24 protein-coding genes and 3 tRNA genes are annotated in these 25756 nt (G+C 71.6%); 12 read left to right on the top strand and 15 right to left on the bottom strand.

All coding sequences use genetic code 11. From position 1 onward, the window contains the following. Positions 1-24 precede the first annotated feature (24 nt). The gene (locus ACGGAQ_RS07680) at positions 25-555 is read left to right on the top strand and encodes a SigE family RNA polymerase sigma factor (protein WP_393045524.1); all 531 of its coding nucleotides are present in this window, start codon (positions 25-27) and stop codon (positions 553-555) included. Then, positions 552-1994 (top strand): hypothetical protein, encoded by a 1443-nt coding sequence (locus ACGGAQ_RS07675; protein ID WP_393045522.1) that lies wholly within the window; start codon positions 552-554, stop codon positions 1992-1994. The genes ACGGAQ_RS07680 and ACGGAQ_RS07675 overlap by 4 nt, the downstream gene beginning before the upstream one ends. Before the next feature lie 493 nt (positions 1995-2487). Here ACGGAQ_RS07675 and ACGGAQ_RS07670 read toward each other — a convergent pair. From ACGGAQ_RS07670 to ACGGAQ_RS07660, 3 genes are all read right to left on the bottom strand, one after another. Further along, a tRNA-Arg gene (locus ACGGAQ_RS07670) sits at positions 2488-2560 on the bottom strand. Positions 2561-2595: 35 nt separating this feature from the next. Continuing rightward, positions 2596-2686, bottom strand: a tRNA-Ser gene (locus ACGGAQ_RS07665). 511 nt (positions 2687-3197) lie between these two features. Next, the gene (locus ACGGAQ_RS07660; RefSeq protein ID WP_393045520.1) at positions 3198-3539 is read right to left on the bottom strand and encodes a hypothetical protein; all 342 of its coding nucleotides are present in this window, start codon (positions 3537-3539) and stop codon (positions 3198-3200) included. A 22-nt stretch (positions 3540-3561) separates the two neighbouring features. Here ACGGAQ_RS07660 and ACGGAQ_RS07655 point away from each other — a divergent pair, with 22 nt between their 5' ends. Then, positions 3562-4245 (top strand): hypothetical protein, encoded by a 684-nt coding sequence (locus ACGGAQ_RS07655; protein WP_393045518.1) that lies wholly within the window; start codon positions 3562-3564, stop codon positions 4243-4245. Here the strand turns inward: ACGGAQ_RS07655 and ACGGAQ_RS07650 are convergent. Next, on the bottom strand, positions 4206-4976 hold the full coding sequence (locus ACGGAQ_RS07650; protein WP_393045516.1) for a CPBP family intramembrane glutamic endopeptidase: 771 nt from the start codon (positions 4974-4976) through the stop codon (positions 4206-4208). The genes ACGGAQ_RS07655 and ACGGAQ_RS07650 overlap by 40 nt on opposite strands. Before the next feature lie 144 nt (positions 4977-5120). On the opposite strand from ACGGAQ_RS07650, the gene ACGGAQ_RS07645 reads away from it, so the two are divergent. Next, positions 5121-6236, top strand: coding sequence for a globin domain-containing protein (locus ACGGAQ_RS07645; protein WP_393045514.1), 1116 nt, complete (start codon positions 5121-5123; stop codon positions 6234-6236). A 68-nt stretch (positions 6237-6304) separates the two neighbouring features. On the opposite strand, the gene ACGGAQ_RS07640 is transcribed toward ACGGAQ_RS07645, so the two are convergent. After that, positions 6305-7834: a peptide deformylase gene (locus ACGGAQ_RS07640; protein ID WP_393045512.1), complete on the bottom strand. Its 1530-nt coding sequence runs from the start codon at positions 7832-7834 to the stop codon at positions 6305-6307. Between the two features lie 330 nt (positions 7835-8164). Here ACGGAQ_RS07640 and ACGGAQ_RS07635 point away from each other — a divergent pair, with 330 nt between their 5' ends. Then, complete coding sequence (locus ACGGAQ_RS07635; protein WP_393045719.1) at positions 8165-8947, top strand: IucA/IucC family C-terminal-domain containing protein; 783 nt, start codon at positions 8165-8167, stop codon at positions 8945-8947. Positions 8948-8977: 30 nt separating this feature from the next. Here ACGGAQ_RS07635 and ACGGAQ_RS07630 read toward each other — a convergent pair whose 3' ends face one another. After that, a complete protein-coding gene (locus ACGGAQ_RS07630) occupies positions 8978-10807 on the bottom strand; it encodes a hypothetical protein (protein ID WP_393045510.1) in 1830 nt (609 codons plus the stop codon). A gap of 211 nt (positions 10808-11018) precedes the next feature. On the opposite strand from ACGGAQ_RS07630, the gene ACGGAQ_RS07625 reads away from it, so the two are divergent. Then, positions 11019-11729, top strand: coding sequence for a class I SAM-dependent methyltransferase (locus ACGGAQ_RS07625; RefSeq protein WP_393045508.1), 711 nt, complete (start codon positions 11019-11021; stop codon positions 11727-11729). Positions 11730-11794: 65 nt separating this feature from the next. On the opposite strand, the gene ACGGAQ_RS07620 is transcribed toward ACGGAQ_RS07625, so the two are convergent. After that, complete coding sequence (locus ACGGAQ_RS07620; RefSeq protein ID WP_393045506.1) at positions 11795-12337, bottom strand: YbhB/YbcL family Raf kinase inhibitor-like protein; 543 nt, start codon at positions 12335-12337, stop codon at positions 11795-11797. Between the two features lie 143 nt (positions 12338-12480). Between ACGGAQ_RS07620 and ACGGAQ_RS07615 the strand changes: the two genes are divergently transcribed. Then, positions 12481-12636, top strand: coding sequence for a hypothetical protein (locus tag ACGGAQ_RS07615; RefSeq protein WP_393045504.1), 156 nt, complete (start codon positions 12481-12483; stop codon positions 12634-12636). Positions 12637-13091: 455 nt separating this feature from the next. Here the strand turns inward: ACGGAQ_RS07615 and ACGGAQ_RS07610 are convergent, their stop codons facing one another. Both ACGGAQ_RS07610 and ACGGAQ_RS07605 read right to left on the bottom strand, forming a co-directional pair. Further along, entirely contained in the window at positions 13092-13601 is a 510-nt protein-coding gene (locus ACGGAQ_RS07610; RefSeq protein ID WP_393045503.1) for a hypothetical protein, read from the bottom strand. Positions 13602-13982: 381 nt separating this feature from the next. Beyond that, a tRNA-Ser gene (locus ACGGAQ_RS07605) sits at positions 13983-14069 on the bottom strand. Between the two features lie 320 nt (positions 14070-14389). Here ACGGAQ_RS07605 and ACGGAQ_RS07600 point away from each other — a divergent pair. Beyond that, complete coding sequence (locus ACGGAQ_RS07600) at positions 14390-15367, top strand: NAD(P)H-quinone oxidoreductase (RefSeq protein WP_393045501.1); 978 nt, start codon at positions 14390-14392, stop codon at positions 15365-15367. Here ACGGAQ_RS07600 and soxR read toward each other — a convergent pair. Continuing rightward, entirely contained in the window at positions 15350-15805 is a 456-nt protein-coding gene (gene soxR, locus ACGGAQ_RS07595; RefSeq protein WP_393045499.1) for a redox-sensitive transcriptional activator SoxR, read from the bottom strand. The genes ACGGAQ_RS07600 and soxR overlap by 18 nt on opposite strands. Positions 15806-15851: 46 nt before the next feature. Between soxR and ACGGAQ_RS07590 the strand changes: the two genes are divergently transcribed. After that, entirely contained in the window at positions 15852-16547 is a 696-nt protein-coding gene (locus ACGGAQ_RS07590) for a transketolase (RefSeq protein WP_393045497.1), read from the top strand. A 5-nt stretch (positions 16548-16552) separates the two neighbouring features. Continuing rightward, the gene (locus tag ACGGAQ_RS07585; protein ID WP_393045495.1) at positions 16553-17446 is read left to right on the top strand and encodes a transketolase family protein; all 894 of its coding nucleotides are present in this window, start codon (positions 16553-16555) and stop codon (positions 17444-17446) included. On the opposite strand, the gene ACGGAQ_RS07580 is transcribed toward ACGGAQ_RS07585, so the two are convergent. Next, a complete protein-coding gene (locus ACGGAQ_RS07580) occupies positions 17432-18139 on the bottom strand; it encodes a glycosyltransferase family 2 protein (protein WP_393045493.1) in 708 nt (235 codons plus the stop codon). The two genes, ACGGAQ_RS07585 and ACGGAQ_RS07580, sit on opposite strands and share 15 nt — an antisense overlap. 124 nt (positions 18140-18263) lie before the next feature. On the opposite strand from ACGGAQ_RS07580, the gene ACGGAQ_RS07575 reads away from it, so the two are divergent. Together ACGGAQ_RS07575 and ACGGAQ_RS07570 are read left to right on the top strand one after the other, a co-directional pair. Further along, positions 18264-20450: a glycosyltransferase family 39 protein gene (locus ACGGAQ_RS07575; RefSeq protein WP_393045491.1), complete on the top strand. Its 2187-nt coding sequence runs from the start codon at positions 18264-18266 to the stop codon at positions 20448-20450. 172 nt (positions 20451-20622) lie between these two features. After that, positions 20623-22224, top strand: coding sequence for a ricin-type beta-trefoil lectin domain protein (locus tag ACGGAQ_RS07570; RefSeq protein ID WP_393045489.1), 1602 nt, complete (start codon positions 20623-20625; stop codon positions 22222-22224). 42 nt (positions 22225-22266) lie between these two features. Here ACGGAQ_RS07570 and ACGGAQ_RS07565 read toward each other — a convergent pair whose 3' ends face one another. The 4 genes from ACGGAQ_RS07565 to ACGGAQ_RS07550 all read right to left on the bottom strand — a co-directional run bounded on the left by ACGGAQ_RS07565 (position 22267) and on the right by ACGGAQ_RS07550 (position 25680). Next, complete coding sequence (locus ACGGAQ_RS07565; RefSeq protein WP_354857291.1) at positions 22267-22866, bottom strand: hypothetical protein; 600 nt, start codon at positions 22864-22866, stop codon at positions 22267-22269. 56 nt (positions 22867-22922) lie between these two features. After that, on the bottom strand, positions 22923-24389 hold the full coding sequence (locus tag ACGGAQ_RS07560) for a histidine kinase dimerization/phospho-acceptor domain-containing protein (protein WP_393045487.1): 1467 nt from the start codon (positions 24387-24389) through the stop codon (positions 22923-22925). Then, on the bottom strand, positions 24382-25074 hold the full coding sequence (locus tag ACGGAQ_RS07555) for a response regulator transcription factor (RefSeq protein WP_393045485.1): 693 nt from the start codon (positions 25072-25074) through the stop codon (positions 24382-24384). Before ACGGAQ_RS07555 ends, ACGGAQ_RS07560 begins: the two co-directional genes overlap by 8 nt. A gap of 93 nt (positions 25075-25167) precedes the next feature. Further along, the gene (locus ACGGAQ_RS07550) at positions 25168-25680 is read right to left on the bottom strand and encodes a hypothetical protein (RefSeq protein WP_393045483.1); all 513 of its coding nucleotides are present in this window, start codon (positions 25678-25680) and stop codon (positions 25168-25170) included. Between the last annotated feature and the right edge of the window lie 76 nt (positions 25681-25756).

The following is a 25756-nucleotide window of genomic DNA, read 5'->3' as shown; positions in this document are numbered from 1 at the left end:
AGGCGGATGTGACCTGGAGGTGGCGTGAGTCGGCACGAGGACGACGAACAGTTCCGGCTGTTCGTACAACGACAGTGGGGGCCGTTGCTCCGAACGGCCTACCTGCTGACCGGGGACCGGGGAACAGCCGAGGACCTGGCGCAGTCGGCGTTGGAGAAGACGCATCGGCGCTGGGGGCGGGTACTGCGCAGGGACGCCCCGGAGGTCTACGTACGCCGGGTGATGGTCAACACGGCGATCTCCTGGCGGCGTCGGCGGCGGCCGCTGGAGGTGCCGCTGCTGACCTCCGACAGCGCGCCGACGCCGGACGCGTACGCGCAGGTGGAGGAGCGGCAACTGCTTCTCACCGCGCTGCGGCGGTTGCCGCCCAGAACCCAGGCGGTTCTGGTGCTGCGCTACTTCGAGGACCTCAGCGAGGCGGACACCGCCAAGGTTCTCGGCTGTTCCATCGGCTCGGTGAAGAGCCAGGCGTCGCGCGGGTTGGCCCGGATGCGGGTCGAGTTCGCCCCACCCGCTTCCCAGTCCCCGGTACGGCTTCAGGAGGAACCGGCATGACCGAGAGCTTCGCAGATTCGACGCTCAGTCCTGCGCTGTGGCAGGCCGCGCACGGCGTCGACGTACCTGAGGACCCGTGGCCGGGGTTCGCCCGGCGCGAGCGACGGCACCGGCGGACGCGGCTGATGCGGGCGGTGGTGGCCGCTGCGGTCGGAGTCGCGCTCGTGGGGGTCCAGACCAACGTGGTGCCCCTCCCCGGCTGGGCGCCCGGCATCGCGGTCGCCGCCGCCCCGACGGCGCTGCTCGACGCGCCGCCCCGGGGCGCACTGGCCGGCGATCAGGCCTGGCTGGACACGCTGCGGGCGCGAATCAGCACCGATCCGTCGATGAGCACCGACACCTTGCTGGGTGACTCGAACCCGGACGGGTTCTGGAAGGTCGGCGATCGTGACCGGATCCGTTTGCTCTACGGCAGTGACCAGCCGGGCCACCGGGTCGCGCTGGTCGCGGTGCCGCTGCGGTTCGGCCTACTGAGCAAGCAGGCGCTGGTCTGGTACGTGGGTCCGCCCGGGGCCAGCGCCCAACAGATGCGCTACGCCGGCCACAGCGAGGACGTTGACGACCCGGTAATGACCCTGATGCAGGCCAGTCCCGACCGGGGCGGATTCGCGGTCGTCGTCGGGCCGGCCGAATCCACCGTGATGATCAGTGGCGACCCTCGGTACACACCGAGGGGAACCCTGGAGTACCAGGACCTCGCCAGGGCGGACGGCAGCGGGGTCGGGTTCGCCGTCCTGCCCCCCGCGCCGCTTCGGAACGAACCCGTCGTCCGGGTCAGCCGTGGCGACCACCTGCTCTACCAGGGGGGCCTGGGCGGCGGCCCGTACGACGTGGTCGACCCGACCGGACCGGAGATGGACGTCCTGCTCGCCGCCGCCCGACGGGGCGCCCGAGGTACGCCGCTGGACGATGCCAGCCTGCGCGACTTCGTTCAATCGGCACTCCTCAACAGTCGTCTCCCGGCTGCCGGGACGACGGTGCGGGTGCGGTGGTCGGGCAGCGGGCACGGCCAAGCCGCCACGCTGCTCACCGTGCAGCCTGCCGGCGGCGGGGTGATCGCGTACGCCAGACACGGCGACGACCGAACCGGCTGGTCGACCGACCTGCGGCTGCTGCTGCCGGCCGAGGGCGCCGACAAGCGACCAATCGGCTGGCGGATCCGGGCCGACAACGGCACCCGCACGCCAACGGACCAGGTGCGGGTGATCGCCCCGCCCGACGCGGCCCGCGTCACGGTCACGATCGGCGGCGCACCCCCCGCCACGGTCACCCTCGACGCGTCGAACGCCGGCATCACCCGGATACCGCCGGACCAGCCAGCCACCCTCACCGCGTACTCCAGGGACGGCAGCGTCCTCGGAGCCACTCCGGTGCCGCCGGTCGAGGCCGACATGTCGGGCCTGCCCGGCGACAGCCCGGCTACCCGGGTGACCCCCTGACGAACCGAAAGCGTGGGCGAGCCGTCCGAAGACGGCTCGCCCACGCCGCCGTCCGCAGTCAGGGTCCGCTTGACGTGGCACCCCCGGGCGGTGGCCCGATCGGAGAAGAGGGCGCGTCGTCTGACTTTGCCCCGGGCGACGCTCGAGACGAACCAGCGGCTTACCCCAAACTCCGCAGCTAGGACCTTCTTTGCTTCACCAGCATTCGCGCGCCGGCGGTTCTCACGAACCGTTGCGGCCGGAATCCGAGCGCCGGCTCCGGAACGGCTCCACGCCTCGTGGGTGTTCTCCGACTGGCTTCCCCAACGAAGGTGCGCCGGGTTCCAGCTCTTTTCATCGCAGGAGTGAGTGCAGGGCGTACTGGCCAGGCTCAGAGCTGGAGCAGAGCAAGTTGATCTTTGGTTATGCACGGAGAGTAAGGTCCTGTACACGGCTGCATCTAGACACAAAGATGCCCCCTAGCTGCCTTGACGGCCTGCTAGGGGGCTGTTTGTGCGCCCGAAGGGACTCGAACCCCTAACCTTCTGATCCGTAGTCAGATGCTCTATCCATTGAGCTACGGGCGCTCGTGCTCAGCCAGTGTACACACCCGGCTTTTGCGCGGAGACTCCGGGATTCGAACCCGGGAGGGGCTTTAAGACCCCAACCGCATTAGCAGTGCGGCGCCATAGACCAGACTAGGCGAAGTCTCCCTGGTGATCCGCAGACCACCGCGCCCGAGGATACAGGTCGCCACCCACCGGGAGCAAAACGACTTCCGGGGTACGGCCCGGTCCCCGTGTTTCACCCCTGTGCGAAGGCGTGATCGGGACTACGCTCCATCGATATGCAGGAGCAGCCGCCGAGCGAGCCGACCCGTCGAGAGCCTGCTGAAAGAGCGCGTCGGCGCTCTCCGCGGCCCACCTTCACGCCGCCGACCGCCGCCGAGCAGCCCGACGAGACGACTGCGCCGCCGGCAGCCGCTCCGGTGAGCCCGCGTCCTCGACGGGCCAAGGCTGCCCCGGCGGTGCTGTTCCAGCCACCGGACCCCGAGCGCCCCCTGCCCCGCCAGCCGCGCCGCTCGTCTCCGGCATCGAGCGTCCCACCCGCCGCCGACCAGGCGAGCCCGCAACCTGACGCCTCACCGGCGGGCCAGGCCGGCCCACCGAATAACACCCCAGCCCGCGACCAGGCCCGCCCACCGGAGAACACCCCGGCAGATGATCAGGCCAGCCCGCCGGAGACCGCCCCAGCCACCGACCAGAGCAGCCCTTCCGACGGCACCCCGGCAGCGGAAATGGACCAGCCGGGCAACAAGCGGGCAACCCCCAAGGCCACCCCCAGCAAGAAGGCCACACCCAGCAAGAAGGCCGCCTCAGCCGAGAAGGCCCTCCCGGCCAAGAGAGCCACCTCCACCCAAAAGCCCACCCCAGCCAGGCAAACCGCCCCGGCCGACGAGATCACCCCAGCTAGGAAGGTCACCCGAGCCAGGAAGGCCGCCCCGGCGACCACGCGCAAGGCGACCCCCGCGCAAGCCACCTCGGCACCGCAGCCCTCGACCGCCATGGCCGGAGCAGAGAACGACCCGGTGCCGACTTCGAGGCGTACCCCGGAATCGGATGTGCGGGCGGTGATCGCCCGCCTGCGCGACCACCCGGGCTTCGCGCCGGAGCTGCTGGCTCTGGAGGCGGTCCGGGCGCTCGGTCCGGGCGCCGCCGAGTGGGCGCAGCGCCTGCGGGCCCGCTATCCGGACGCTCCGGCGGACGGCCTGGCGCGGCTGGCGACCCGGCGGTACGTGCGGGCGGCGGGCGCGGGAGGGGCAGCGGCCGCGCTGGCCGGGCTCTTCGCGCCGCTCGCCGAGCTGGCCTCGGTGCTGTGGACGCAGGCCAACCTGGTGTTGCGACTGGCTGCGGTGTACGGCAAGGATCCGGCGCACCCTGACCGGGCCGCCGAGCTGCTGGTGCTCACCCTGGTGCATCCGGACGCGACGAGCGCCCAGGAGGCCCTGCTCGCGGCACAGACAACTGGCGATCCGGTCGAGGGAGCCTGGCCGAGGGCGGCGGAGGCCGCGTGGCGGCTGGCGGCACCGCTCACCGCTCAGGCGGGCGGGTGGGTGGCGTTGCGGTTGGCGTCCCGCCTGTTGCCCGGTGCGGCGGTGGTCGCCGCCACGTTGGGTGACGCGGCGGCGGCCGACCGGCTCGCCGCCCGTGCGGTGGCGGCCTACCGGCCGCGTCAGAGCCAGCTGAACCAGTCGCGGGGCAGCAGCGCGTAGCCGACGAAGGCGACCACGTCGAGCAGGGTGTGCGCGATGATCAGCGGCAGCACCCGACGGGTTCGCAGGTAGAAGAGGCTGAACACGACGCCCATGATCGCGTTGCCGACGAACGCGCCGAAGCCCTGGTAGAGGTGATAGCTCCCGCGCAGCAGCGCACTGGCCGCGATGATCGCGGCGAGCCGCCACTGGAGCTGGCGTAGCCGGGTGACCAGGTAGCCGACCACGATCACCTCCTCCAGCACGGCGTTCTGCACGGCGGAGAGGATCAGCACCGGAACCGCCCACCAGACGTGCGGCAGGGCCGCCGGCACCAGCGTGGCGTTGATGCCGAGCTGTGCCGCCGCCCAGAACAGGGCCAGGCCGGGCAGGCCGATCAGCGCGGCCAGGCTCGCACCCCGGGCCAGGTCCTGGCCGGGCCGCCGCGCGTCCAGGCCGAGGGTCCGCACCGGGTCGCCGGGGTCACGGCTGAGCAGGTGTACGGCGAGCAGCACGGGCAGCAGCGCGAAGACGATGCCGAGGAGCTGGTACGTCAGGTCCAGCCAGGGTCGGGCCGACGCCGAGGTGTTCAGTGACGCGGTCTGCTTGGAGAGCGGCCCCTCGGCGGTCAGCTTCGCGATGATCGAGACCACCGCGTAGACCGCGGACTGGCCGAGGGAGAGGCCGAGGACCAGCAGCGTCTCGGTCCCCAGTACTCGGCGGGACACCGGGCGGGTCAGCTCAACGGTCACCGCACCACTCTGCCCGACAGACGGCACCGCGGGCACGGCCGATCGGCCGGCGTGAACCGATCGCACATTCTGTGCGACCGGTGAGCACGCTCCGTGGAGATTCTATGAGCGCCCGATCCGCTGCCGTCTGGAGAAGGAGCACCGGTGGACAACGTCGCACGGTTGCTGAAGGAGAGCTGGACCCTCGTCGAGGAGGACCGGGAGCGGCTGAGCGGGCACTTCTACGCCCGGCTGTTCCTGCTCGACCCCGCCCTGCGGCAGCTCTTCCCGGTGCAGATGACCGGCCAGGGTGACCGCCTGCTGGAAGCGATCATCACGGCGATCCACACCGTGGACGACCCGGAGAGCTTCGACGAGTTCCTGCGAGCGCTGGGCCGGGACCACCGCAAGTACCACGTCGACGACCGGCACTACGCCACGATGGGCGTCGCGCTGCTCGATGCGCTGCGCAGCACCGCCGGCGACGGCTGGAACCTGGAGTACGACCAGGCGTGGCGGGACGCGTACGCGGCGATCGCGGCGAAGATGGTGGCCGGGGCGGCCGACGACGACAACCCGCCGTTCTGGCACGCCGAGGTGCTGACCCACGAGCGGCACGGCTCGGACGTCGCCGTGCTGACCTGCCGGGCCCTGCAACATCCGCTGTCCTGGCGGGCGGGCCAGTACGTCAGCCTGGAGCTGCCCCGCTTTCACCCGCGGGTGTGGCGGAACTACTCGGTCGCGAACGCCCCGAACGACGACAACGTGCTGGAGTTCCACGTGCGGAGCCCCGGCGCGGGGTGGGTGTCCGGGGCGCTGGTCCGCCGCGTCCAGCCGGGGCACCTGCTGCGCCTGGCGGCGCCGATGGGGTCGATGACCCTGGACCGCTCCTCGGAGCGGGACATCCTCTGCGTGGCCGGCGGCGTCGGGCTGGCGCCGATCAAGGCGCTCGTGGAGGAGTTGGCAAGCTACAACCGGACCCGCTGGGTGCACGTCTTCTACGGCGCCCGGCACGCGGCGGACCTGTACGGGCTGGCCGGCCTACAGGAGTTGGTGGCCGCGCACCCGTGGTTGTCGGTCACCGCTGCGTGCAGCGACGATCCCGACTTCGACGGCGAGTTGGGCGACATCCCGGACGTGGTAGCCCGGTACGGCCCGTGGACGACGCACGACTGCTACGTCTCCGGGTCGGCGCAGATGGTGCGGTCGACGCTGCGGGTGCTGGCCGCGGACGAGGTGCCGCCGCCGAACATCCGCTACGACACGTTCGGCGATCTCTAGACGTTCCTCCCCCCACACCGGGGCGCGTGCCCCTGCCCCCTGGGGCACGCGCCCCGGTCCCGCCCTGCTCAGTAGCGCCAGGGTTGCCCCGTCTCCCGGTATTCCTCCACCGGCACCAGCGGCACGCCGGGCGCCATCCGGTCGACGTAGAGCCGCCCCTCCAGGTGGTCGATCTCGTGCGCGACGAGCCGGGCCATGCCGAACTCGAACGAGGTGATGATCCGGCTGCCGTCCCACTGGGCGTGTTCCACGTCGAGTCGCAGCGGTCGGGGCACCAGACCGCGGTGGTCGAAGAAGGAGAGGCACCCCTCGTACTGCTCGTCGGTCTCCGGGTCGGCGTCGACCACCCGCGGGTTGAGCAGGACGACCGGTTCCGCCGTCCGGTCGGGGGGTCGGACCACGGCGGCGGCACGGCCGATGCCGAGCTGCGGTGCGGCGATGCCCACTCCCTTGCTGAACGGGTGCAGCTCGTCGAGCCGGGACAGCGCCATGGTGAGTCGGTCCACGACGTCCCGGGCCACCTGTTCCTCGCCGGGCAGGTCGAACTGCCGGACCTGCTGGCGGAGGAGGTCGGCCCCACGCTGGACGATGCCGATCCCGCGCATCCGCTCGCTGGGGCGGACCCGGGTGCCGCCGGGGCCGACGTCCGGGTCGGTGTCCGGCCGAGCCCGAAAGCGCCACTGCATCCGGTAGCGGGCGTTGAGCGGCGGGGCGTCGGTCTGCCAGTCGTAGATCGCCCGGTCGCCCTCGTCGCGACGCTGCGGCGCCGTCCGCAGCGGGCCCTCCTCCGCGGAGAGCGAGGTCTCCACGCCCCAGACCTGCGGGTCGAGGGCCACCGGCAGATCCAGGCGTACGGCGAGGTGCCGGGTGGGCAGCCGGACGGCCCGCTGGAACCAGGGGCCCCACTTCTCGTGCCCGACGCTGTACGCGTACTCGATGATGGCCCGGTCGCCGGGGTAGAGCGGGAAGCGCCGTTCGCCGTTCTCGAAGAGCAGCCAGATCTCCTTGAAGGCGTCCCGGTCGTGTTTCGCCCGCCAGTGCATCGGCTCCGGGTCGCCGGCGCCGTCGTCGCGGCGGGCCTGCAGTTGCAGCTCGGCGAAGGTGAGCGGGTGTTCCCGGTGGTGCCGGTTGGAGCGACCGGGGTCGTTCGGGTAGCGGTCCACCGCGACGCGGACGAGGTAGCGGGTGACCGGCTCGGTGCCGGCGTTGTAGAGCTCGCGGCGGATGACGCACCGGTAGGCGTCGTCGGTGTGGGTGAGGGTGGCCAGTTCCCGCTCCACGACGAGGCCGGTGCCGGGGGGCAGCCACTGGCCGGGCAGCGGGGGTTCGCGGTGCGGTTGGCCGGACCGGGCGTGCCGGAGGTCGTCGTACTCCCGGAAGCGCTGCCAGATCGCGCCGCTGGCCTCCAGGACGGCCTCGGCACGGCGGGCGAAGTCCTCGGTCGGGCGGTGTCGGCGCCCCTCGACGTGGCTGACGTAGGACGGGTCGAACCCCATCAGGATGGCCAGTTGCTTCTTGGACAGGCCTCGCCCGGCGCGATGGCGGGCAAGCTCGGCCGCGAAGGAGTCGGCAGCCCGTTCGAGGGGTGACGTCGTCATCGGCTTCCTCGTGGCCGGGAGTATTAGTTTCACGTTCCGTGGCGAAGCGCACACGCATCTGCCACCTTGTCGACACAACGCTTGACAATCCACCGACGGTGATCGATCCTGCGGCGGCGTTTTCGGAGGCCGGGTGCGGGTAGTACGCCGGGCGCGGGGCGCTGCTCCCGCCGGGAGCCGGAGTGACCCGGACCTCCCGATCCGACCGAGGCAAGGCTTCCCTTAGACCGGCAGGCGTGGTTAGGCTAGCCTTAGCTCAGGACGACGCTGCTCGTCCGCCGGGGCACGCTCCCGGTCACGCGGACGGGGGATGACACGGTGACAGCGGTGATGCCGAGGCGGGACGTGACCGCCACGCCGCTCGCCCCCGTCACCGCGGCGCTGCGGGCCATGTTCGGCACCGACGACCTTCCCGGTCTCGCCCGCGGCCTGCTGGTCGACGACGAGTTCGGTTGGGCGCCCGCCACCACCCTGATCGACGGCACCCGCCTGCCGGAGCTGCTGCACGCGGCCAGCGTCCGTTGGGGCGGCACCCCGCACGCCTGCGCCGCGCTGGCCTGGAAGTCGTACAGCTACTGGACCGCGCTGCCGGTCGTGCTCGGCTGGGCCTCGGCCCGCCGGGTGCCGCTGCTCGACCCGTCCGACGTGCTGATCCACTTCGAGGACCACCGGCCCCTGCTCACGCTGGGCCTGCGCCATGGCACCACCGTGGCCGTGCTGCCGAGCGACCCGCTGGCGCTCTCCGGCCTGCCGGAGGTGCGCGTCGTCGCCGGCGAGGCCGAGTTGCTGGCCGAGCTGCGCGCCTCCCTGCTCGACGCCCACCTGGCACCGCTGATCGCGGCGATCCAGGCGGAGGTGCGGGTGGGCACGCGGACGCTGCTCGGCTCGGTCGCCTCCGGCATCGCGCACGGCATCCTGCGGGCCGCGGACGCGCTGCCGGGCTCGACGGTGCAGAGCATCGACACCCTGCTCGGCGCGCTGGGCCTGGCTGACCTGGTCGAGCTGGTGCCCGGCCCGACCGGTGAGCCGAGCGTGCAGCGACGCACCTGCTGCCTGGCCTTCACGCTGCCCAGCCCGAAGGTCTGCCAGGGCTGCTGCGTCCGACAGGGCTGATCCCGCGCGGCTGGCCCGGGCCGGCCCCGCTCAGTCGGTCAGCGGCCGGACGTCCCACACCCAGACGCCGCCGGTGAAGACCGGTCGTATCCCGGTCAGCTCGGTCATTCCGCGACGCAGTTCCATCTCGTGCTCGTGCGGCCCGAGGATCACCACGCCGGCCCGCCAGTAGCGCAGGTCGTCTACCGCCTTGACCCGGTCCTGCGGGGTGATCGGCGGCACCGCGCCGGTCCGTCGGATGGTGGCGAAGAAACTGCTTGTGGGCCGGGGCGGCGCGGTGAACAGCGCGACCTTCGGCGGCTCCGCGCTCGGGCGGGTGTCCGGTCCGAGGAAGTAGCCCCGGGCCAGCGGCATGTCCAGCCGGGTCGCGGCGGCCCAGCGCAGCGGCTCCGCGTAGTTCGTGTCCGGCAGCGGCAACGTCACCACACTGCGCCCACCAGCCACGTACGGCCGCCACGCCCCGCTGGTCACGAAGGTGGGGACCGGGTCCAGCTTCACCACGGGCAGCGGGGTGGGCAGGATCGGCAGCAGGGCCATCGTCAGCACGGTCGCGGTGGCGAAGCGGATCTGCGGCCGGGCGGCCGGATGCGTACGGGCCAGCTCGCGGGCGCGTTCGGCCCCGTAGGCGAGCAGCACCCCGACGATCGGGGTGATCGCCAGCGCCCACCGGGTCGGCACCACCGAGTGCAGGATCGGCAGATTTTCCAGCGCGGCCCAGGGCCCTGGCACGCCGGTGCCGTGACCCGCGAAGCGGATCTCCCGCCCGAGCGAGAGCACCGCGAAGAGCAGCCCGAGCCCGGCCAGCGCGAGCACCACCACCGACCGTCGCAGCCACCAGATGAGGGCGACCACCAGCACGAGCAGCGACCAGCCGAAGAAGCTGTTCTCCTCGGTCGGGTTCTTGGCCAGCCCGGCGGAGGTGCGCGGGCTGCCGGCCAGCGATTCCCGGGAGTACGCGACGAACGAGGCCAGGTCGCTGGAGTAGCCGCGGATCAGGCTGGACAGCCCGGAGTAGGCGCCGGGTCCGAAGAACTGCACATGCAGCGGGTACGCCAGCAGCAGACCCGCGACCACGGCGGCGACGGCCAGGCCGGCGAGGAAGGACCGGGCGCGTGACCGCAGGGCGGGGCGGCCGAGGGCCAGCGCGCCGACGATAACGCCGAGCCCGATCGCGGTCATCAGCAGGATCTCCAGGTTGAGAAACGCCTGCCAGACGATCACCAGAGCGAGCAGCACCCCGTTGCGCAGCCAGCGGCCGGGTTCGGCGAGCCGCAACGTACGCCAGATGATCAGTGGGACGACGAACTGCGACACGATGTTCGGGTGCCCGTTGGCGTGCGACACCATGGCCGGCGCGAACGCGCAGAAGCCGGCGCCCAGCCAGGCCGGCCCCCGGGCTCCGACCAGGACGCGGGAGAGCAGGAAGTACCAGGCGGTGGCGGTGGCGATCATTCCGAGGGTGAGAAAGAGCAGGAACGCCGCACGTGGCCCGAACAGCAGGGTGACCGGCGTCATTGGCAATGAAATGGATAATACGGACGTATTTGCCATGAGGTTGACGCCGTCCGGCACGTTCATCTGATCGGAATGGAACGGGTACGCGAAATGCGTGACCACTCGCGCACCGTGCGCCATCATCCATTCGAACTGTGACTGGTCGGAGCGGTTGTCTCGCACTCCGCTGCCCGGTTCCCACCAGAGGCGCCCGGTGACCCAGAAGCCGAGCACCACGAAGCTCAGCACGGCGGCCAGGTCGGCCCACTTCCCGTTACGGCGCAACCGATCGCCGCCGCCGGCCTCCTCCACCGGCGACGCGGTGGCCGGGCCGTCGCCGGGCGCGTCCGGTTCGGGAGTAGTCATGACAATTCATAGGGTAGTCAGCGTATGGCGGTGCCGTGACATGTTTCGGGGTACTGCCGTACTATGTGCCGGGTTCGCCGACCGCCGATCACGTGCCCACCCCCCGACCGCAATTCGGCCAACCGCTCCCCCGATTCTTCTGCCATCCAAGCGGATGATTCACTCTGTCGGTCCAGGCACGGGTCGAGTTCATATCGTGAGGAATCGACGCATGGCAGAAATCACTGGGGATCAGCGCGTCCAGTCCGAGGTGCTGGAGGGCCTGGCAACGGCCGTCAACCACCGCCGCTGGTTCGTCGAGCTGGCGGTGCCGTACCTCGGTGACGACCCGATCGAGATCGGCAGCGGCCTCGGTGACTACGCGCTGGAATGGTCGCAGCGGCTGCCCCGGTTCACCGCCACGGAGGCCGACCCCGACCGGCTGGTGCAGCTCAAGGAGCGCCTCGCCGCCCAGCCCGGCATCGATGTCCGGCAGATGCTGCTCCCGCACAGCGACCGGGGGGACTACAGCGCCGCGGTCTCGTACAACGTCCTGGAGCACATCGAGGACCACGTGGGCGCGCTGCGCAGCATGCGCGACCTGGTCCGCCCCGGCGGCGCCGTGATCATCATCGTGCCGGCGTTCCAGTTCGCCATGAGCCCGGCGGACATCGCCACCGGCCACGTCCGCCGGTACACCAAGAAGACGCTCGGTGCGGCGATGACCGAGGCCGGCCTGACGGTGGAGAAGATCCACTACGCCAACGCGCTCGGGTTGATCGGCTACTTCATGGCCACCAAGGTCTTCCGGCTGATGCCGAAGGAGGGACCGATGGTCAAGGTGTACGACACCCTCGTCCTCCCCGCCACGAAGGCCGCCGAGCAGGTCGTCCGACCCCCGTTCGGCCAGTCCGTCTTCGCCGTGGCCCGCGTCCCGGCCTGACCTCACCCCGCCCCGCGATCTTGCACTCGACCGTGAGCGGACCGTGCAAGATCGCGGGGTACGGATCATTCCTTGATCTGGTGCGTGGGGCGGATCACCGCTCTCGCGAGGGTGTGGAAGGTCAGGTTGAAGCCGACGTAGGCCGGGCTCGCGTCCGGGGTGAGGTCCAGGCGGTCGACGTCCAGGGCGTGCACCGCGAAGACGTACCGGTGCGGGCGGTCACCGGGCGGCGGCGCCGCACCGCCGTAGCCCTGCTCGCCGTAGTCGTTGCGGACCGAGAAGGCCCCGCCGAGGTCGGTGCCCGCCGCGGCGCCCGCGCCGGTGGGCAACTGCGTGACGTCGACCGGCACGTTCACCAGCACCCAGTGCCAGAAGCCACTGCCGGTCGGGGCGTCAGGGTCGTAGCAGGTCACGGCGAAGCTCTTGGTCTCGGCGGGGAAGTCCGACCAGGTCAGCTGCGGGGAAACGTTTTCACCACCGGTGCTGCCGTGCGCGTGCCGGACGTCCATCGGCTCGCCGTTCTGCACGTCGTCACTGGTCAGGGTGAACGAGGGCACGGTCGGCAGCAGCTCGTACGGGTCCGGGGCGATCGGTCGTTCGAGGGTCATCGGGACGGCGTCCTTCCGGTCTGGGTAGATACCTGCCCTTCATACCCCGTTCCGGGCCAACGAACGACCGGCTGCGTCGGTTGTCCGGCAGCATCGGCCGGAAGCTATGGTTGGCACCCTGCAACTTTCCACGGGGGGAATACTTGCTAGGAATCTGGCGCGATTTTGTGGTCGCCGTCGTCACCGCGCTGCGCAAGCCGGACGAGCGGGCGCTCGCCGAGGAGCGCCGACGCGCCGTCGACCGCTTGGCCGCGGAGACCATCCGGGACAACCGACGGGCCACCAAGCCGCCGGAGTGACGCCGGGGTTACCGGGATTGCCGGTGGCTCGGAGAGGCAATGCTTTCGGCCTGCTCACCGCGTTCCTCGTCGGCCTGGTGTGCCACGAGGAGGTCGTTAGACGGACACAAAAGCCCAGCGGTACGCCCTGACCGGCCTCGTCGGTCGTCGGGTCCAGGGCACGAACCGCTCGTACAGTCAGGTCGGCGCGACGGCTGGCAACTCGGCGGTGACAACGAAGAGCAGACTGCCCACGTACATCGACAGGCCAATGCGGTCCCGTACGCAAGCCGGCGTTCACGCGGCTCCGGGGCGCTCCGCTGTCCACGGAAGCAAGGGTGTGGGATTCAAACCCACAGGAAATCGCCGCGTATCCGCTTTTACCTGGGGGGTAATTGCCGGATACGTCATTATAGGCAGGGGCGCGAATTGAGGGAGCCGCCCTCGGCAGAATTCGCGCCCCTGCCTTGTTCAGATCAGTAGCAAGGCGAGACGGAGTAGACAGGGTTCCAGTCGGCAGAACCAGTGGACGGGCTCTTTGCGAGGACCCGGATCGGGATGCCTTCGGAGCCGAGGAGGTACGGGTTGGGGGCACCGCTGGACTGGTTGTTACGCCAGTAGCCCGTACCCGTCCAGTTGTAGACGTCGTAGATCTTGCAGTCGTAGAGATAGAAGATCTTCCACACGGCACCGGACCAGACCTGCGCACAGAAGTAGCCGTAGGCGCAGGTGTAGGTGCCGCCCGGCAGCACAGTCGACGTGCGGACGGACGGCGAGATCGTGGGCGTCGCGGCGATTCCCATGTCACTGGGCGCCGGCGGTGTGGTTACGAGAACACCGCCCGTATCGGAATTCGAGGAAGCGACCGCAGCCGACTCGGTGCCAACGCCTGCCGGTCTGGCTGCTGCGGAAGCTGTGGTGGGGACGCCGGTGGCCACGACCACAAAGGTCGCGGCCGCGATCAGCGCACGCGAAAATCGCTGCATAGTAGTCCTCCCGTGATGGCATGTAACCGCCCCTACTACCCGAGCAGTATTCAGCATCCCGACGAATCTGTCGAGTGGTCGCTGGGATTGATGCGCCTGCCTCTCAGGCATTCACATCTGTCGCCAGGTAGCGCGGAATTGGAGAGCGCGACAGACGGTTATGCGTAGGGCTTGGGATTCGAATGCGCAGGTCGTTGCCGCCCGACCGAACTCGAGACGCCAAGGGCGCAGCGCTCCGCTGGCACAGCGCCGTGGGGGCTGCCGCTGCCGAGACTTTCTACGCGGACCGGTCCTTCGACGATGCGATGGCGGATCGGCCATCGACGGCCCGTCCTCGGCCAACGCTCGCCCAGATCAGGGTGCTTCTTGCGGGGCGCGCTGCGGAGGGTGTGGGATTCGAACCCACGAAGACATCGCTGCCTTACCGGTTTTCAAGACCAGCGCCATCGGCCACTAGGCGAACCCTCCCGGCCCGGCACCCTAGGGTGTACGGCCGTGCCTAGTCTGCCATGACCGCCACGCGGCCACCCGGAGTCCCTCCCCAGAACGGGCGTCCACAGTGGCGGGGCGCGCCTGCGGTCCGGAGCCCAGTCGCACTGACACCGCCACCCCAGCCGCCAGCAGGGCGATTGATCGACTCGACGTCGGCGATATTGGGGTGTCCCGGCGAATGGATGCCCCCATATCGGCGGAACGGCGTGGATCATGCGGCGCGCAGGGCGTATGCATGGTGCCACCTCACCGAGCCCCGCCTGCGGCACGCAGCGGCGTCGGGTAAGACTGAGGCCATGCGAGCCATCACCGTTCCGCAGCCCGGTGGACCCGACGCGCTGGTCTGGGCCGAGGTCCCCGACCCGGAGCCCGGCCCGGGCGAGGTGATCGTCGCGGTGCGGGCCAGCGCGGTGAACCGCGCCGACCTGCTGCAACGGCAGGGGCAGTATCCGCCACCGCCGGGTGCGCCCCCGTACCTCGGGTTGGAGTGCTCCGGGGTGATCGACGCGATCGGCCCGGAGGTGACCGGTTGGGCCGTCGGCCAGGAGGTCTGTGCGCTGCTGGCCGGCGGCGGGTACGCCGAGCGCGTCGGGGTGCCCGCCGGGCAGTTGCTGCCGGTGCCGGCCGGCGTCGACCTGGTCGACGCCGCGGCGCTGCCGGAGGTGGCCTGCACGGTCTGGTCGAACCTGGTGGGGGTGGGCCGGCTCGGCTCGGGTGACACCCTGCTGGTGCACGGCGGGGGCAGCGGGATCGGCACGTTCGCGATCCAGTTCGGGGCGGCCATCGGCGCTACGGTGCTGGCGACCGCCCGCGCGGCCAAGCACCCCCGCCTGCGCGAGCTGGGCGCGGCGGGCACGATCGACTACCGGGAGCAGGACTTCGTCGAGGAGGTCCGAAAGGCCACCGACGGCCACGGCGCGGACGTCATCCTCGACATCATGGGCGCGTCCTACCTGGGCCGGAACGTTGCCGCGCTGGCGACCGGCGGCCGGCTCGTGGTGATCGGGATGCAGGGTGGTCGCAAGGCCGAGCTGGATCTCGGTGCGCTGATGACCAAGCGGGCCAGCGTCACGGCGACCACGCTGCGGTCGCGGCCACTGGCCGAGAAGGCGGAGATCGTCCGGGGCGTACGCGATGAGGTGTGGCCGTTGATCGAGGCCGGCGCGGTCCGCCCGGTGGTGGACCGGCGGCTGCCGATGGCCGAGGCTGCCGAGGCGCACCGGCTGGTCGAGTCGAACGACCATGTCGGGAAGGTGCTACTCACCATCGGATGAGGCGCGGGGCAGCATGAGCCGGGCGCCGGGGCCCTCGCCGGCCAGCGCGTCCCCCGGGTTGTAGAGCGTGCAGCGTTGCAGGGACAGGCAGCCGCAGCCGATGCAGCCGTCCAGGTCGTCGCGGAGTTTGGTGAGCAGCCGGATCTTCTCGTCCAGCCGGCCGCGCCAGCTCGCGGAGAGCCGCTCCCAGTCCTGCGGGCTGGGGGTGCGGCTGTTCGGCAGCGACTCCAGCGCCGCGCGGATCTCGTCCAGCGAGACGCCGACCTGCTGGGAGATCCGGATGAAGGCGACCCGTCGCAGTTCGGTGCGGGCGTAGCGCCGCTGGTTGCCGCCGGTGCGATTGGCGCGGATCAGACCGAGCCGCTCGTAGTAGCGCAGCGCGGACGGTGCCACGCCGGAGCGGGCGGACAGCTCGCCGATGGTCAATGAGTCCTGCATCACCGGTCCTTGAATTGAAGTGCACTTCAACTCAGAGGCTAGTGGCATGGCAACCACACTCACCACCGACAGCGGCGCCCGGCTCGCCGGCCTGATCCGGCGGTTGACCGGCGACGAGAAACACGCGCCGAGCGCCCACTCGACCATCGACGTGATCCAGGTCCTCTACGACCGGGTGCTCCGGGTCAGCCCCGACGCCGTCGACGACCCGGAGCGGGACCGCTTCCTGCTCTCCAAGGGGCACGGGCCGGCGGCCTACTACGCGGTGCTCGCCGCGCACGGCTTCATCCCGGAGACCTGGCTCGACGACCTGGGCGGGCCGGACAGCCGGCTCGGTCACCACCCGGACCGGACGCTGGTGCCCGGGGTCGAGATCGGGGCCGGCTCGCTCGGCCACGGGCTCGGACTGGGCGTCGGCACCGCCCTCGGGCTGCGGGCCCAGGGCCTGCTCACCCCCCGGGTGTACGTGCTGCTCGGCGACGCCGAACTGGACGAGGGCTCCAACCACGAGGCCATCGCGTACGCGGGGGCGACCGGCCTGGACAGCCTCACCGCGATCGTGGTGGACAACTCCTCGGCCACTCACGGCTGGCCCGGGGGAATCGCCAGCCGCTTCACCGTCAACGGCTGGACCGCCGACACGGTCGACGGCCGGGACCATGACGCCCTGTACGCGGCGCTGACCGGGCAGCGACGGGGGCGACCGCACCTGGTGGTCGCCCGCATCGAGAGCGAGGGATGACCGCCATGCGAACCGCCTTCATCGACACCACCACCGCCCTGCTCGACGAGGACCCCCGCACCGCCCTCGTGCTGGCCGACATCTCGGTCAGCCAGTTCGCCGCGGCGGGTCGCCGGCACCCGGACCGGGTGCTCAACGTCGGCATCCGCGAGCAACTGATGATCGGCGTGGCCGGCGGTCTGGCTCTGACCGGGCTGCGCCCGATCGTGCACTCGTACGCGACGTTCCTGGTCGACCGGGCGTACGAGCAGATCAAGTTGGATCTGGACCACCAGGGCGTGAGCGCGGTGCTGGTCAGCATCGGCGCCTCGTACGACGCCGCGGAGGAGGGCCGCACTCACCAGTCACCCGGTGACGTGGCGCTGTTCGACTCGCTCGGCGACGGCTGGACCGTGCGGGTGCCCGGTCACCCGGACGAGGTCGCGCCGCTTCTCCGGGACGCCGCGGCGAGCGACGATCCGGTATACGTGCGGCTCACCGAGCAGCGCAACGCCGAGGCGTATCCGGACGCCGACCGACTACGGGTGCTGCGGCGGGGCGGGCTGGACGCGCCTCTCGTCGTGGCCGTCGGGCCGATGCTCGATGCCACGCTCGACGCGACCGCGGGAATGGACGTGACGGTCGCGTACACCCACACTCCCCGGCCCTTCGACACGGCCGGGCTGCGGGCGCTGGCCGGGACGGACCTGGTGCTGGTCGAGCCGTACCTGGCGGGGACGTCGAGCGCGGTCGTCGGCCGCGCCCTGGCGGACGTGCCGCACCGGCTGCTCACGATCGGGGTGGGCCGGGCCGATCTGCGGCGCTACGGCGATGCCGCCGACCACGCCCGCTGGCACGGCCTGGACGCCGCAGGTCTGCGGCGGACGATCGGCGCGTTCCTGGGATCAGCGCGCGGATGACGCGGCGGGACGGCGGCGTGCGCGTTCGCGACCGAGGATCCAGATCGCCTCGACGCCGTCCTTCCAGGTGATCTTCTTGCCCTCTTCGCGGCCCCGCGCCCGGTAGCTGATCGGCACCTCGTACGGGCGGATCCGGCGGCGCAGCAGCTTGCCGGTCACCTCGGCCTCCATGCCGAAGCCGCGCGAGCGCACCTCCAGCGACCGGTAGAGCTCCACCGGCATCAGCTTGAAGCAGGTCTCCAGGTCGCCGATGTACGAGTTGAAGAGCACGTTGGCCGCCATCGTGACGCCCTTGTTGCCCATCACGTACCAGAAGCTGTAGGCGCTGTGGCTGCCGAAGGTGCGATTGCCGTAGACCACCGTGGCCCGCCCGTCGAGCACCGGGGCGAGCAGCTTGGGGATGTCCTGCGGGTCGTACTCCAGGTCGGCGTCGAGGATGACCATGTATTCACCCTCGGCGCTGTCGACCGCCGTCTTGATGGCCGCGCCCTTGCCCGCGTTGCGCTGGTGGGTGATCACCCGCAGGCGGGCGTCGTCGGCGCGACCGAGGACCTCGCCGGTGCCGTCTCGGCTGCCGTCGTCGACGACGACCAGCTCGATCTCGCAGGGGTAGTCAACCGCCAACGCCTGCTTGAGGGCATCCGCGATGCGTTCTTCCTCGTTGTAGACCGGCATGAGGATCGAGAGCTTCACGGGAATCTCCACGGTGGCGACAACACGTCGGGCCTAGCCTAGCCTGGCTGGTCAGCCCGACGGTGGCCGCCACCGTCGGACAGCCGGCGTGGCGGGTTCAGCGCGATGGTGTTTACTTCCCGCCATGTCGGCTGCCGGCTCCCTGCTCGCGGTGCTCCCCGCCGCCTCGGTGCTCCTGCTCACGGTCGCGACGAAGCCCCGCGGGGTCGACGCGGTGTCGCCGTCACGGCTCGCCGCGGTGCGCGCGGCAGTGGTCGCCGGGGCGTACGCGGTGCTGGTCGTCGAGGTGCTCGGCGCGCTGCACGCGCTGACCCGGCCGGCGTTCGTCGCCGCCTGGCTGCTCTTCCTGCTCGCCTCCGCGACGGCGGTGGGCCTGCGCTGGCACCGGGAGGCGCCGCCGGCCGAGGTGCCCGCCGCGACGTCCCGGCGGGTGCCGGTCGGCGCGGCAGTGACCGCCGGCGCCGGCCCGGAGACGTCCGTCCCGCTCGCCGACCGCGGCCCATCCGGCGGGCACGACGCCACGCCGGTCCCGACCGGTGCGGTACGCGCCGGACTGCGCAGGGCAGCCGAGATCTGGCGTACGGCGAGTCGGGGCGAGCGGCTGCTCGCCGGTGGCATCGGCGGACTGGTGCTGCTGGAGTTGCTTGTCGCGCTGCTGGCCGAGCCGAACAACTTCGACTCGCAGACCTACCACCTGCCCAAGGTCGAGCACTGGGTGGCCCAGGGTGACCTGGACTTCTGGCCCACCGCCATCCACCGGCAGGTGACCATTCCACCCGGCGCGGAGTACCTGCTCCTGCACCTGCGCCTGCTCACCGGCGGAGACGCGCTGCACAACCTGGTGCAGTGGGCCGCCGGGGTGCTCTGCCTGCTGGTGGCCGCGCGGATCACCGCGCAGCTCGGCGGCGGCCGGCGGGCTCAGTTGATCACCGCATTCGTGCTGGCCAGCACCCCGATGGTGGTGCTACAGGCGACCAGTACGCAGACCGACCTGGTCTGCGCGGCGTGGGTGGCGTGCGCGGCGACCCTCGTCCTGGACGGGCTGCGTCGGCGGACCGGTTGGGGGACGCTGCTGGGCCTGGGCGCGGCCACCGGGTTGACGGCGGTGACCAAGACCAGTGGCCTGATCGCGGTGGGTCCGCTGCTGGTGCTGTGGGGACTGGCCCAGCTCCGGCTGGCCCTGGCCGACCTGGCACCGGCCGCCGGTCGGGTTCGGCCGGTCGGTTCGGTGGTCCGCGTCGTCGGTGGCTCGGTGCTGATCCTGGTGGTGGCGGCGCTTGTGGTCGGCCCGTTCCTGACCCGGGTGACCGCCGAGTTCGGGCATCCGCTGGGTCCTCCGCGGCTGCGGGAGTCGATCCCGATGGAACGGCACGATCCGGCGTCGATCCTGGTCAACGCGCTGCGGATCGGGCACACGGCGTTCGACACGCCGTTGGCGCCGCTGCGCAACGCCAGCGCGGACGCGATCATCGGTGGCGCGGACGCGATAGGTGTCGACCCTCAGGACCGGGCGATCACCTTCGGTCGGGAGGTCTTCCCGGTGCCCGCCTGGTATCCGGACGAGGACCGGGTGGCGTTCCCGATCGCCGGGGCACTCGCGTTGCTCGGCGCGCTGGTCGCGCTCGTCCGTCCGCGCCGGCTCGACCCCGGGCAGGTGGGGCCGCTGCGCTCGTACGCCGTCGTGGTGCTGACCACCGTGCTGCTGCACACCGCGATGCTCAAGTGGCAGCCGTGGGGCAACCGGCTGCTGCTCTACGCCCTGGTCCTCGCCGTGCCGCTCGCCGGCCTGTGGCTGGACGCGCTCCTGCGCCGCCACACGAGCCCGAAGCCCCGAGTGGCGGCACGGCGACGGTCGGTGGCCACCGTGGCGATCGTCGCCGTGTTGGCCACCTCGGCGCTGGCCGGGGTGCTGGCGCTGTCGTACGGCTTCCCACGCCGGCTGGTCGGCTCCGGCTCGGTCTTCACCACCTCGGACTGGGACACCCGGTTCCTGCGCCGGCCACAGTGGGCCGACGAGTTCCGCTGGGCCGCGGCTGCGGTCCGCGACAGCGGCGCGCGGCGCATCGGGCTGGTGGAGCAGAACGACAACTGGGAGTACCCGTGGTGGCTGCTGCTGCGCCAGCCGGACGACGGCTCGCCGGACCTGGTGTCGTTGCAGTCGGTTCTGCCGGAACGGCCGCCGGCCGACCCGGCCTCGGTGGACGCGATCGTCTGCACCGGCAGTCAGCCGGCCTGCGCCAAGCTGGTTCCGGCCGGCTGGCGGTTGGAGTTCCGCGGCTACGTGGGCTACGCCCTGCCGCCCGCCCGCTGACCGCCGGATGCTCGGGCCGAGCCGAGCCCCGGCTCAGCGCCCGGATCGTCCGATCCGGGCGGTTCTGCATCCCGCGCGCAAGGATCCGAGGCGCATTCACATCTATTGATCCGCACGTTACCGTCTGGTAACTCAATCGACCCCCCACGATTGAGCCGAAAGGAGTGTGTCGATGCCTGCCACCCCCGCCAGGCCCAAACGCGCGACCCGACGACGGGCCACCACCGTCGCCGTCGCCGTCGCCGCTCTCGTCCTGCCGATGCTCGCCGGACCGGCCGCCCCCGCCACCGCCGCCGACCGACCCGCCGTTGCACCACTCCCGGCCAACCTGGAGGCCATCCGGGCCGCCGAGGCGACCGCCCTCTACGGCAGCCCCGCGATCCGCCCGATCGAGCAACGCCGCACCGCACTGATCACCATGGGCGACAGCGAGATCTCCGGCGAGGGCGTCGGCAACTACGTCCCCGGCACCCATCAGGCCGGCAACTGGTGCGACCGCTCATACGACCAGGCGGTGTTCCGCACCGGCATCCCGTCGGACGCCCAGTACAACCTCGCCTGCTCCGGCGCCACGCCGTGGAACCTCATCGCCGGTGGCCCGACGCAGCACAACGAGCTGAACCAGGGCGACTACCTCGGGATCAAGGCGCGCAACACGCACGTCAAGCTGATCTGGGTGGTGGTCGGCGCGAACGGCGACGGCACCATCCAGTTCGGCCCGGTCGCCACCGACTGCGCCATACGCCGGGTCTTCTTCCAGGGCGCCTGCTACCCCACCTACACCGACCAGTGGACGATCCGCACCGACGGCAGCCGCCAGGCCGTGACCGACGCGCTCAACGACATCCGGCAGACCATGACCAACGCCGGCTACCTGCGCTCGGACTACGAGCTGGTGCTGATGTCCTACCCGAGCCCGGGCAGCCCCGACGTCGAGGACAACCCGAACTTCCCCGGCTGGTACTCCGGCGGTTGCCTGCTCTACCTCGCCGACGCCGCGTTCGCCCGGAACAAGGCGGTGCCGCTGTTCGAGTCGGCGCTGCGAACCGCCGCGGCGAACACCGGCACCCGCTACCTCGACGCGAGCCGGCTCTTCCACGGCCACGAGGCGTGCACCGACAACACCTCGGTTCGCGGGCTCTACATCGAGGTGGGAATCTGGGACGAGAACGCCGCCCGGCAGTCGTTCCACCCGAACGCCCGCGGGCACGGCATGTTCGCCCAGTGCATCACGCAGTTCTGGAACTCGGGGCAGCAGCGGGCCAGCTGCGTCGACCCGGCGAGCACCGGCAGTGGTGTGCTCTACCCGGGCCTGCTGGAGTTCAAGCAACTGCGCAACCTCGCCACCGGCACCTGCGTCGACGGCAAGGGGTACGACTCCCGCAACGGCACCCTCCAGCAGCCGTACACCTGTCACGGCGGTCGTAACCAGGGCTTCTGGTACGACTCCGCCCGGCGCTCGCTGCACTCGGAGCTGTCCCACGACCGGTGCCTGGACGTCTCCAACAGCTCGATGACCGCCGGCACCGCGGTCAACGTCTACGACTGCAACGGCACCGCCGCCCAGCAGTTCGTGTTCGCCGGCAACCAGCTCAAGCCGGCGAGCGCCAGCAACCTCTGCGTGGCGTTCGACAACCCGTGGCTGGGCACCCCCCGGTTGCGGTTGGCCACCTGCTCCAGCAGCACCCGCCAGCAGTGGTCGTACGAGTCGCGCAGCTTCGCCAACCCGGTCGGCTACGGTCACGACGACTTCATCGGCTCCCGCGTCTACTGAGACAGTGACGGGCCCCCGGGCGTACACCCGGGGGCCGGTCGCTCACTTGTCGCGCGGGATGAGGATGAGCCGGGCGACGCCCTTGTCGCCGTCCTTGGCACCGGCGACACCGAGCTTCGCACCGACCTTGACCTCGCTCGGCTGCACCGTCGCGCGCCGCTCGACGACCCGCAGGTCGTCGCCGAAGGTCCAGGTCATCGTGAAGCCGTCGGTGGACTTGACGGTCATCGAGTCACCGTCGATGGCGGTCACCTCGCCGCGCTGCACGGCGACCGTCTGCGTACCGTTGTCCTTGGTCTGCACCACCGCCTCGCCGTGCAGGGTGTTCTTGCGCAGCTGCACGCGGGCCTGGTGGCGCTTGCGCCACTCCTCGCCGCGCTTCTGCCGGTCCTTGTCCCGAGCCGTCGGGGAGGCGCCCGGCGTCGGGGTGGCCGGGGCGGCGACGGTCTGCACGTCCAGGTCGGTGGCGTCGAAGCCCATCGCGGTCAGCGCCTGGCCCTCCACACCCATCGCGGCGGCGACCTCGACCGCGGCGTCCCGCGCGGGCTGGCTGGCCACCTCGGCCGCGCCGCAGCCGCTGACGCCGAGCGCGACCGCCGCGAGCAGCGCCGTGGTGCCGGTGACGAATCCCCAACGTGGCATGACTCTCCCTCTCGTCCGTGGAGCCCTCAGCCTTGCTCGCGTCCACGAGCGGACCGTCAGGCCGATGTTCGGGTCAGGTAAGGATCACCGGGCAGCCGGACAGTGAAGGCGGCGCCGCCCTCGGGCGCGTGACCGGCGACGATCTCGCCGCCCAGCCGGCGGACCAGCCCGGCGGCCAGTGCCAGCCCCAGCCCGCTGCCCACCTTGCGCACCCCGCGGTAGCGCTCGTGCAACGCCCCCCGCTCGAACGCCACCGCCAGGTCGTCGTCGGTGAAGCCGGGTCCGCCGTCGCGGACCTCCAGCACACCGCCGGCCGCCGGGTCCGCACCGACCGGCCGGACCGCGAGCACCACCGGCGCCCCCGGGGGTACGACCCGCAGCGCGTTCTCCAGCAACCCGTCCAGCACCTGTCGGATCCGACCCGGATCGGTGTACGCGGACACCGGCTGACCGGGCGTCTCCACGCGGAACGACACCCCCACCGCGGCGCACCGACCCGACCAGGTCGGCTCGGCCTCGGCGGCCAGCCGGGTCAGGTCGACCGGCACCGGTTCCAGCGGGAAGTCGGCGGCCTCCAGCCGGGCCAGCGCCAGCAGATCGCCGATCAGCCGGTCCAGGTGCTGGGCCTCGGCCAGCATGGTCCGACCGGTGCCGGCGGCGTCGTCCGCGTCGATGACGCCGTCGGCCAGCGCCTCGGCGTACCCCCGGATCGCGGTCAGCGGGGTCCGCAGCTCGTGCGAGACGGAGAGCAGGAACTCGCGCTGCCGGCCCTCGCTGGTGGTCAGGGCCGCGGCCAGGCCGTTCAGCGCCTCGGCCAGGTCGGCGACCTCGTCCGGCGGTTCGACCGGCACCCGGACGGCCCGGTCCCCGGCGCGCAGTCGGGCGGCGGCGGTGGCCGCGACGCGGATCGGTCGGGCCAGGCGACGGGCCAGCAGGAGGCCGGCCACCACGCCGGCGGCCAACCCGGCCAGCAGCGGCAACCAGAGGCTGAGCAGCACCTGCGCCCACAACCCGTTCGACGTGGCGCGGGACAGCACCACCCCGTTGCCGCCGGGCAGCGCCCGGCCCTCCACCAGGGCGCGGTGGCCGTTGACCGGGCGGCGGGCCGACACGTTGCGGCCCTGCCCGATCCGCTGCACCACGCGGGCCGGCAGGCCCGACCGGTCGACGGTCCCGCGCCGGATCAGGTACGCGTCGATGCCCTGGTCGCGCAGTTGCTGGATGAGCCGCTCCTCGTCGGCGGTGCGACCCCGGTCCAGCCGGGTGCGCAACACCTCGGCGGCGAGTCGGGCCTGCGCGGCGAGCGCCTGCTGGTCGCGTCGCTCCGCGCCGCGGATCGCCAGTGGCACCGCGACGATGGCCGTGACGAGCACCGACACCAGTGCCACCGCGCAGGTGACAAGCACCGCGCGGGCGGTCAGCGTCCGGCCGAGCCGCCTGCGCCGGGGTGCGGCCGGTGGGCGGGCGCCGACCACCGGCAGCGCCATGGTCGGCGACTCGGAGCGCACAGGCTGCTCACGCATCGACCGCGTACCCCACGCCCCGGTGGGTACGGATGACGCTGGCCGGGCCGAGCTTCGCCCGCACCTGGGCGACGTGCACGTCCACCGTGCGGGTGCCGGCGTGCGCGGCGTAGCCCCAGACGCCGGCCAGCAGCTCCTCCCGGGTGAAGACCCGGCCGGGCCGGGCCATGAGATGCGCCAACAGGTCGAACTCGGTGGAGGTGAGCTGCACCGGTACGCCGGCGGCGGTGACCGTCCGCCGGGCCGGGTCGAGGGTCACCGGGCCGACGACGCGCGGTCGTTCCGCGCCCTCGGGGCCACCGGCGGTACGGCGCAGCACGGCGCGTACCCGGGCGACCAACTCGCGTGGGCTGAACGGCTTCGTGACGTAGTCGTCGGCGCCCAGCTCCAGGCCGACGATCCGGTCCACCTCGTCGTCGCGGGCGGTGAGGAAGATGACGGGCGTCCAGTCACCGGCCTCGCGCAACCGGCGGCAGATCTCGGTGCCGGGGAGACCGGGCAGGGCGATGTCCAGGACGCAGGCGACCGGGCGCAGCCGGCGGGCGGCGCTCAGGCCGGCCTCGCCGTCGCGTTCGAGGTGCACGCCGAACCCGTCGCGGGTGAGGTAGAGACGGACCAGGTCGGCGATGGCCGGCTCGTCCTCGACCACGAGGACGAGCCCGCGGTGCGGCGGTTCGAGGGTCACCGGCCCATGATTGCCGACCCGATCGGCTCGGCGCGATCGGTGCGTGTTCGAGTTCGGTAAAGGAGGCGTGAAGGACGACCGGCCCGCCGGGCGTCAGCGCGCCACGGCGGGGCGGAACACGCTGGGTCGGGCGGCCGCCGGCGTGTCACCGATGGTGGCGACGATCCGCTCGCGGGGTGCCCGCAGGCGGGTCCGGAACGCGTGGTTGAGCAGCGCGTCGAGCTGCCACACCTGCTTCGGGTGGCTGGTGCGGATGAGGAACCGCTCACGGATCCCGTCGATCGCGGTGGCGGCCAGCTCGACCGACCCCAGCCGGGGGTCCGGGCTCCAGGTGACGTTGCTCAGCTCGCGCAGCTCGGTGTTGAGGTGCAGGCGCAGCCGGTGCAGGAGCCTCGTCTGCTGGGTCACCACCAGTCGGCGGTGGGTGAGCAGCAACAGGTAGTCGCCGGTGACCGGGCGGTCGGGCCGGCTGCAACGGGTGACCAGGATGGTGGCGTCACCCGAGCCGACGCAGCGACGGAAGACCGGCATGTGCCGGCTCACGGTCTGTACGGCCAGGCCGGCCTCGGTGGCGGCCGGGAGGAACGTTCGGGAGAAGACGTCCATGACCTGCCCAACGACCTCCCGACGCCGGTGATGTGGGTCACGTCGGATTTTTGGAAGTTCCACGCTTCGTGTCGCA

This window comes from Micromonospora sp. NPDC047557 (assembly GCF_043205095.1).
Lineage (GTDB): Bacteria > Actinomycetota > Actinomycetes > Mycobacteriales > Micromonosporaceae > Micromonospora.
The sequence above is the reverse complement of the archived record's forward strand: the minus strand, read 5'-3'. Positions and strand labels throughout refer to the sequence as shown.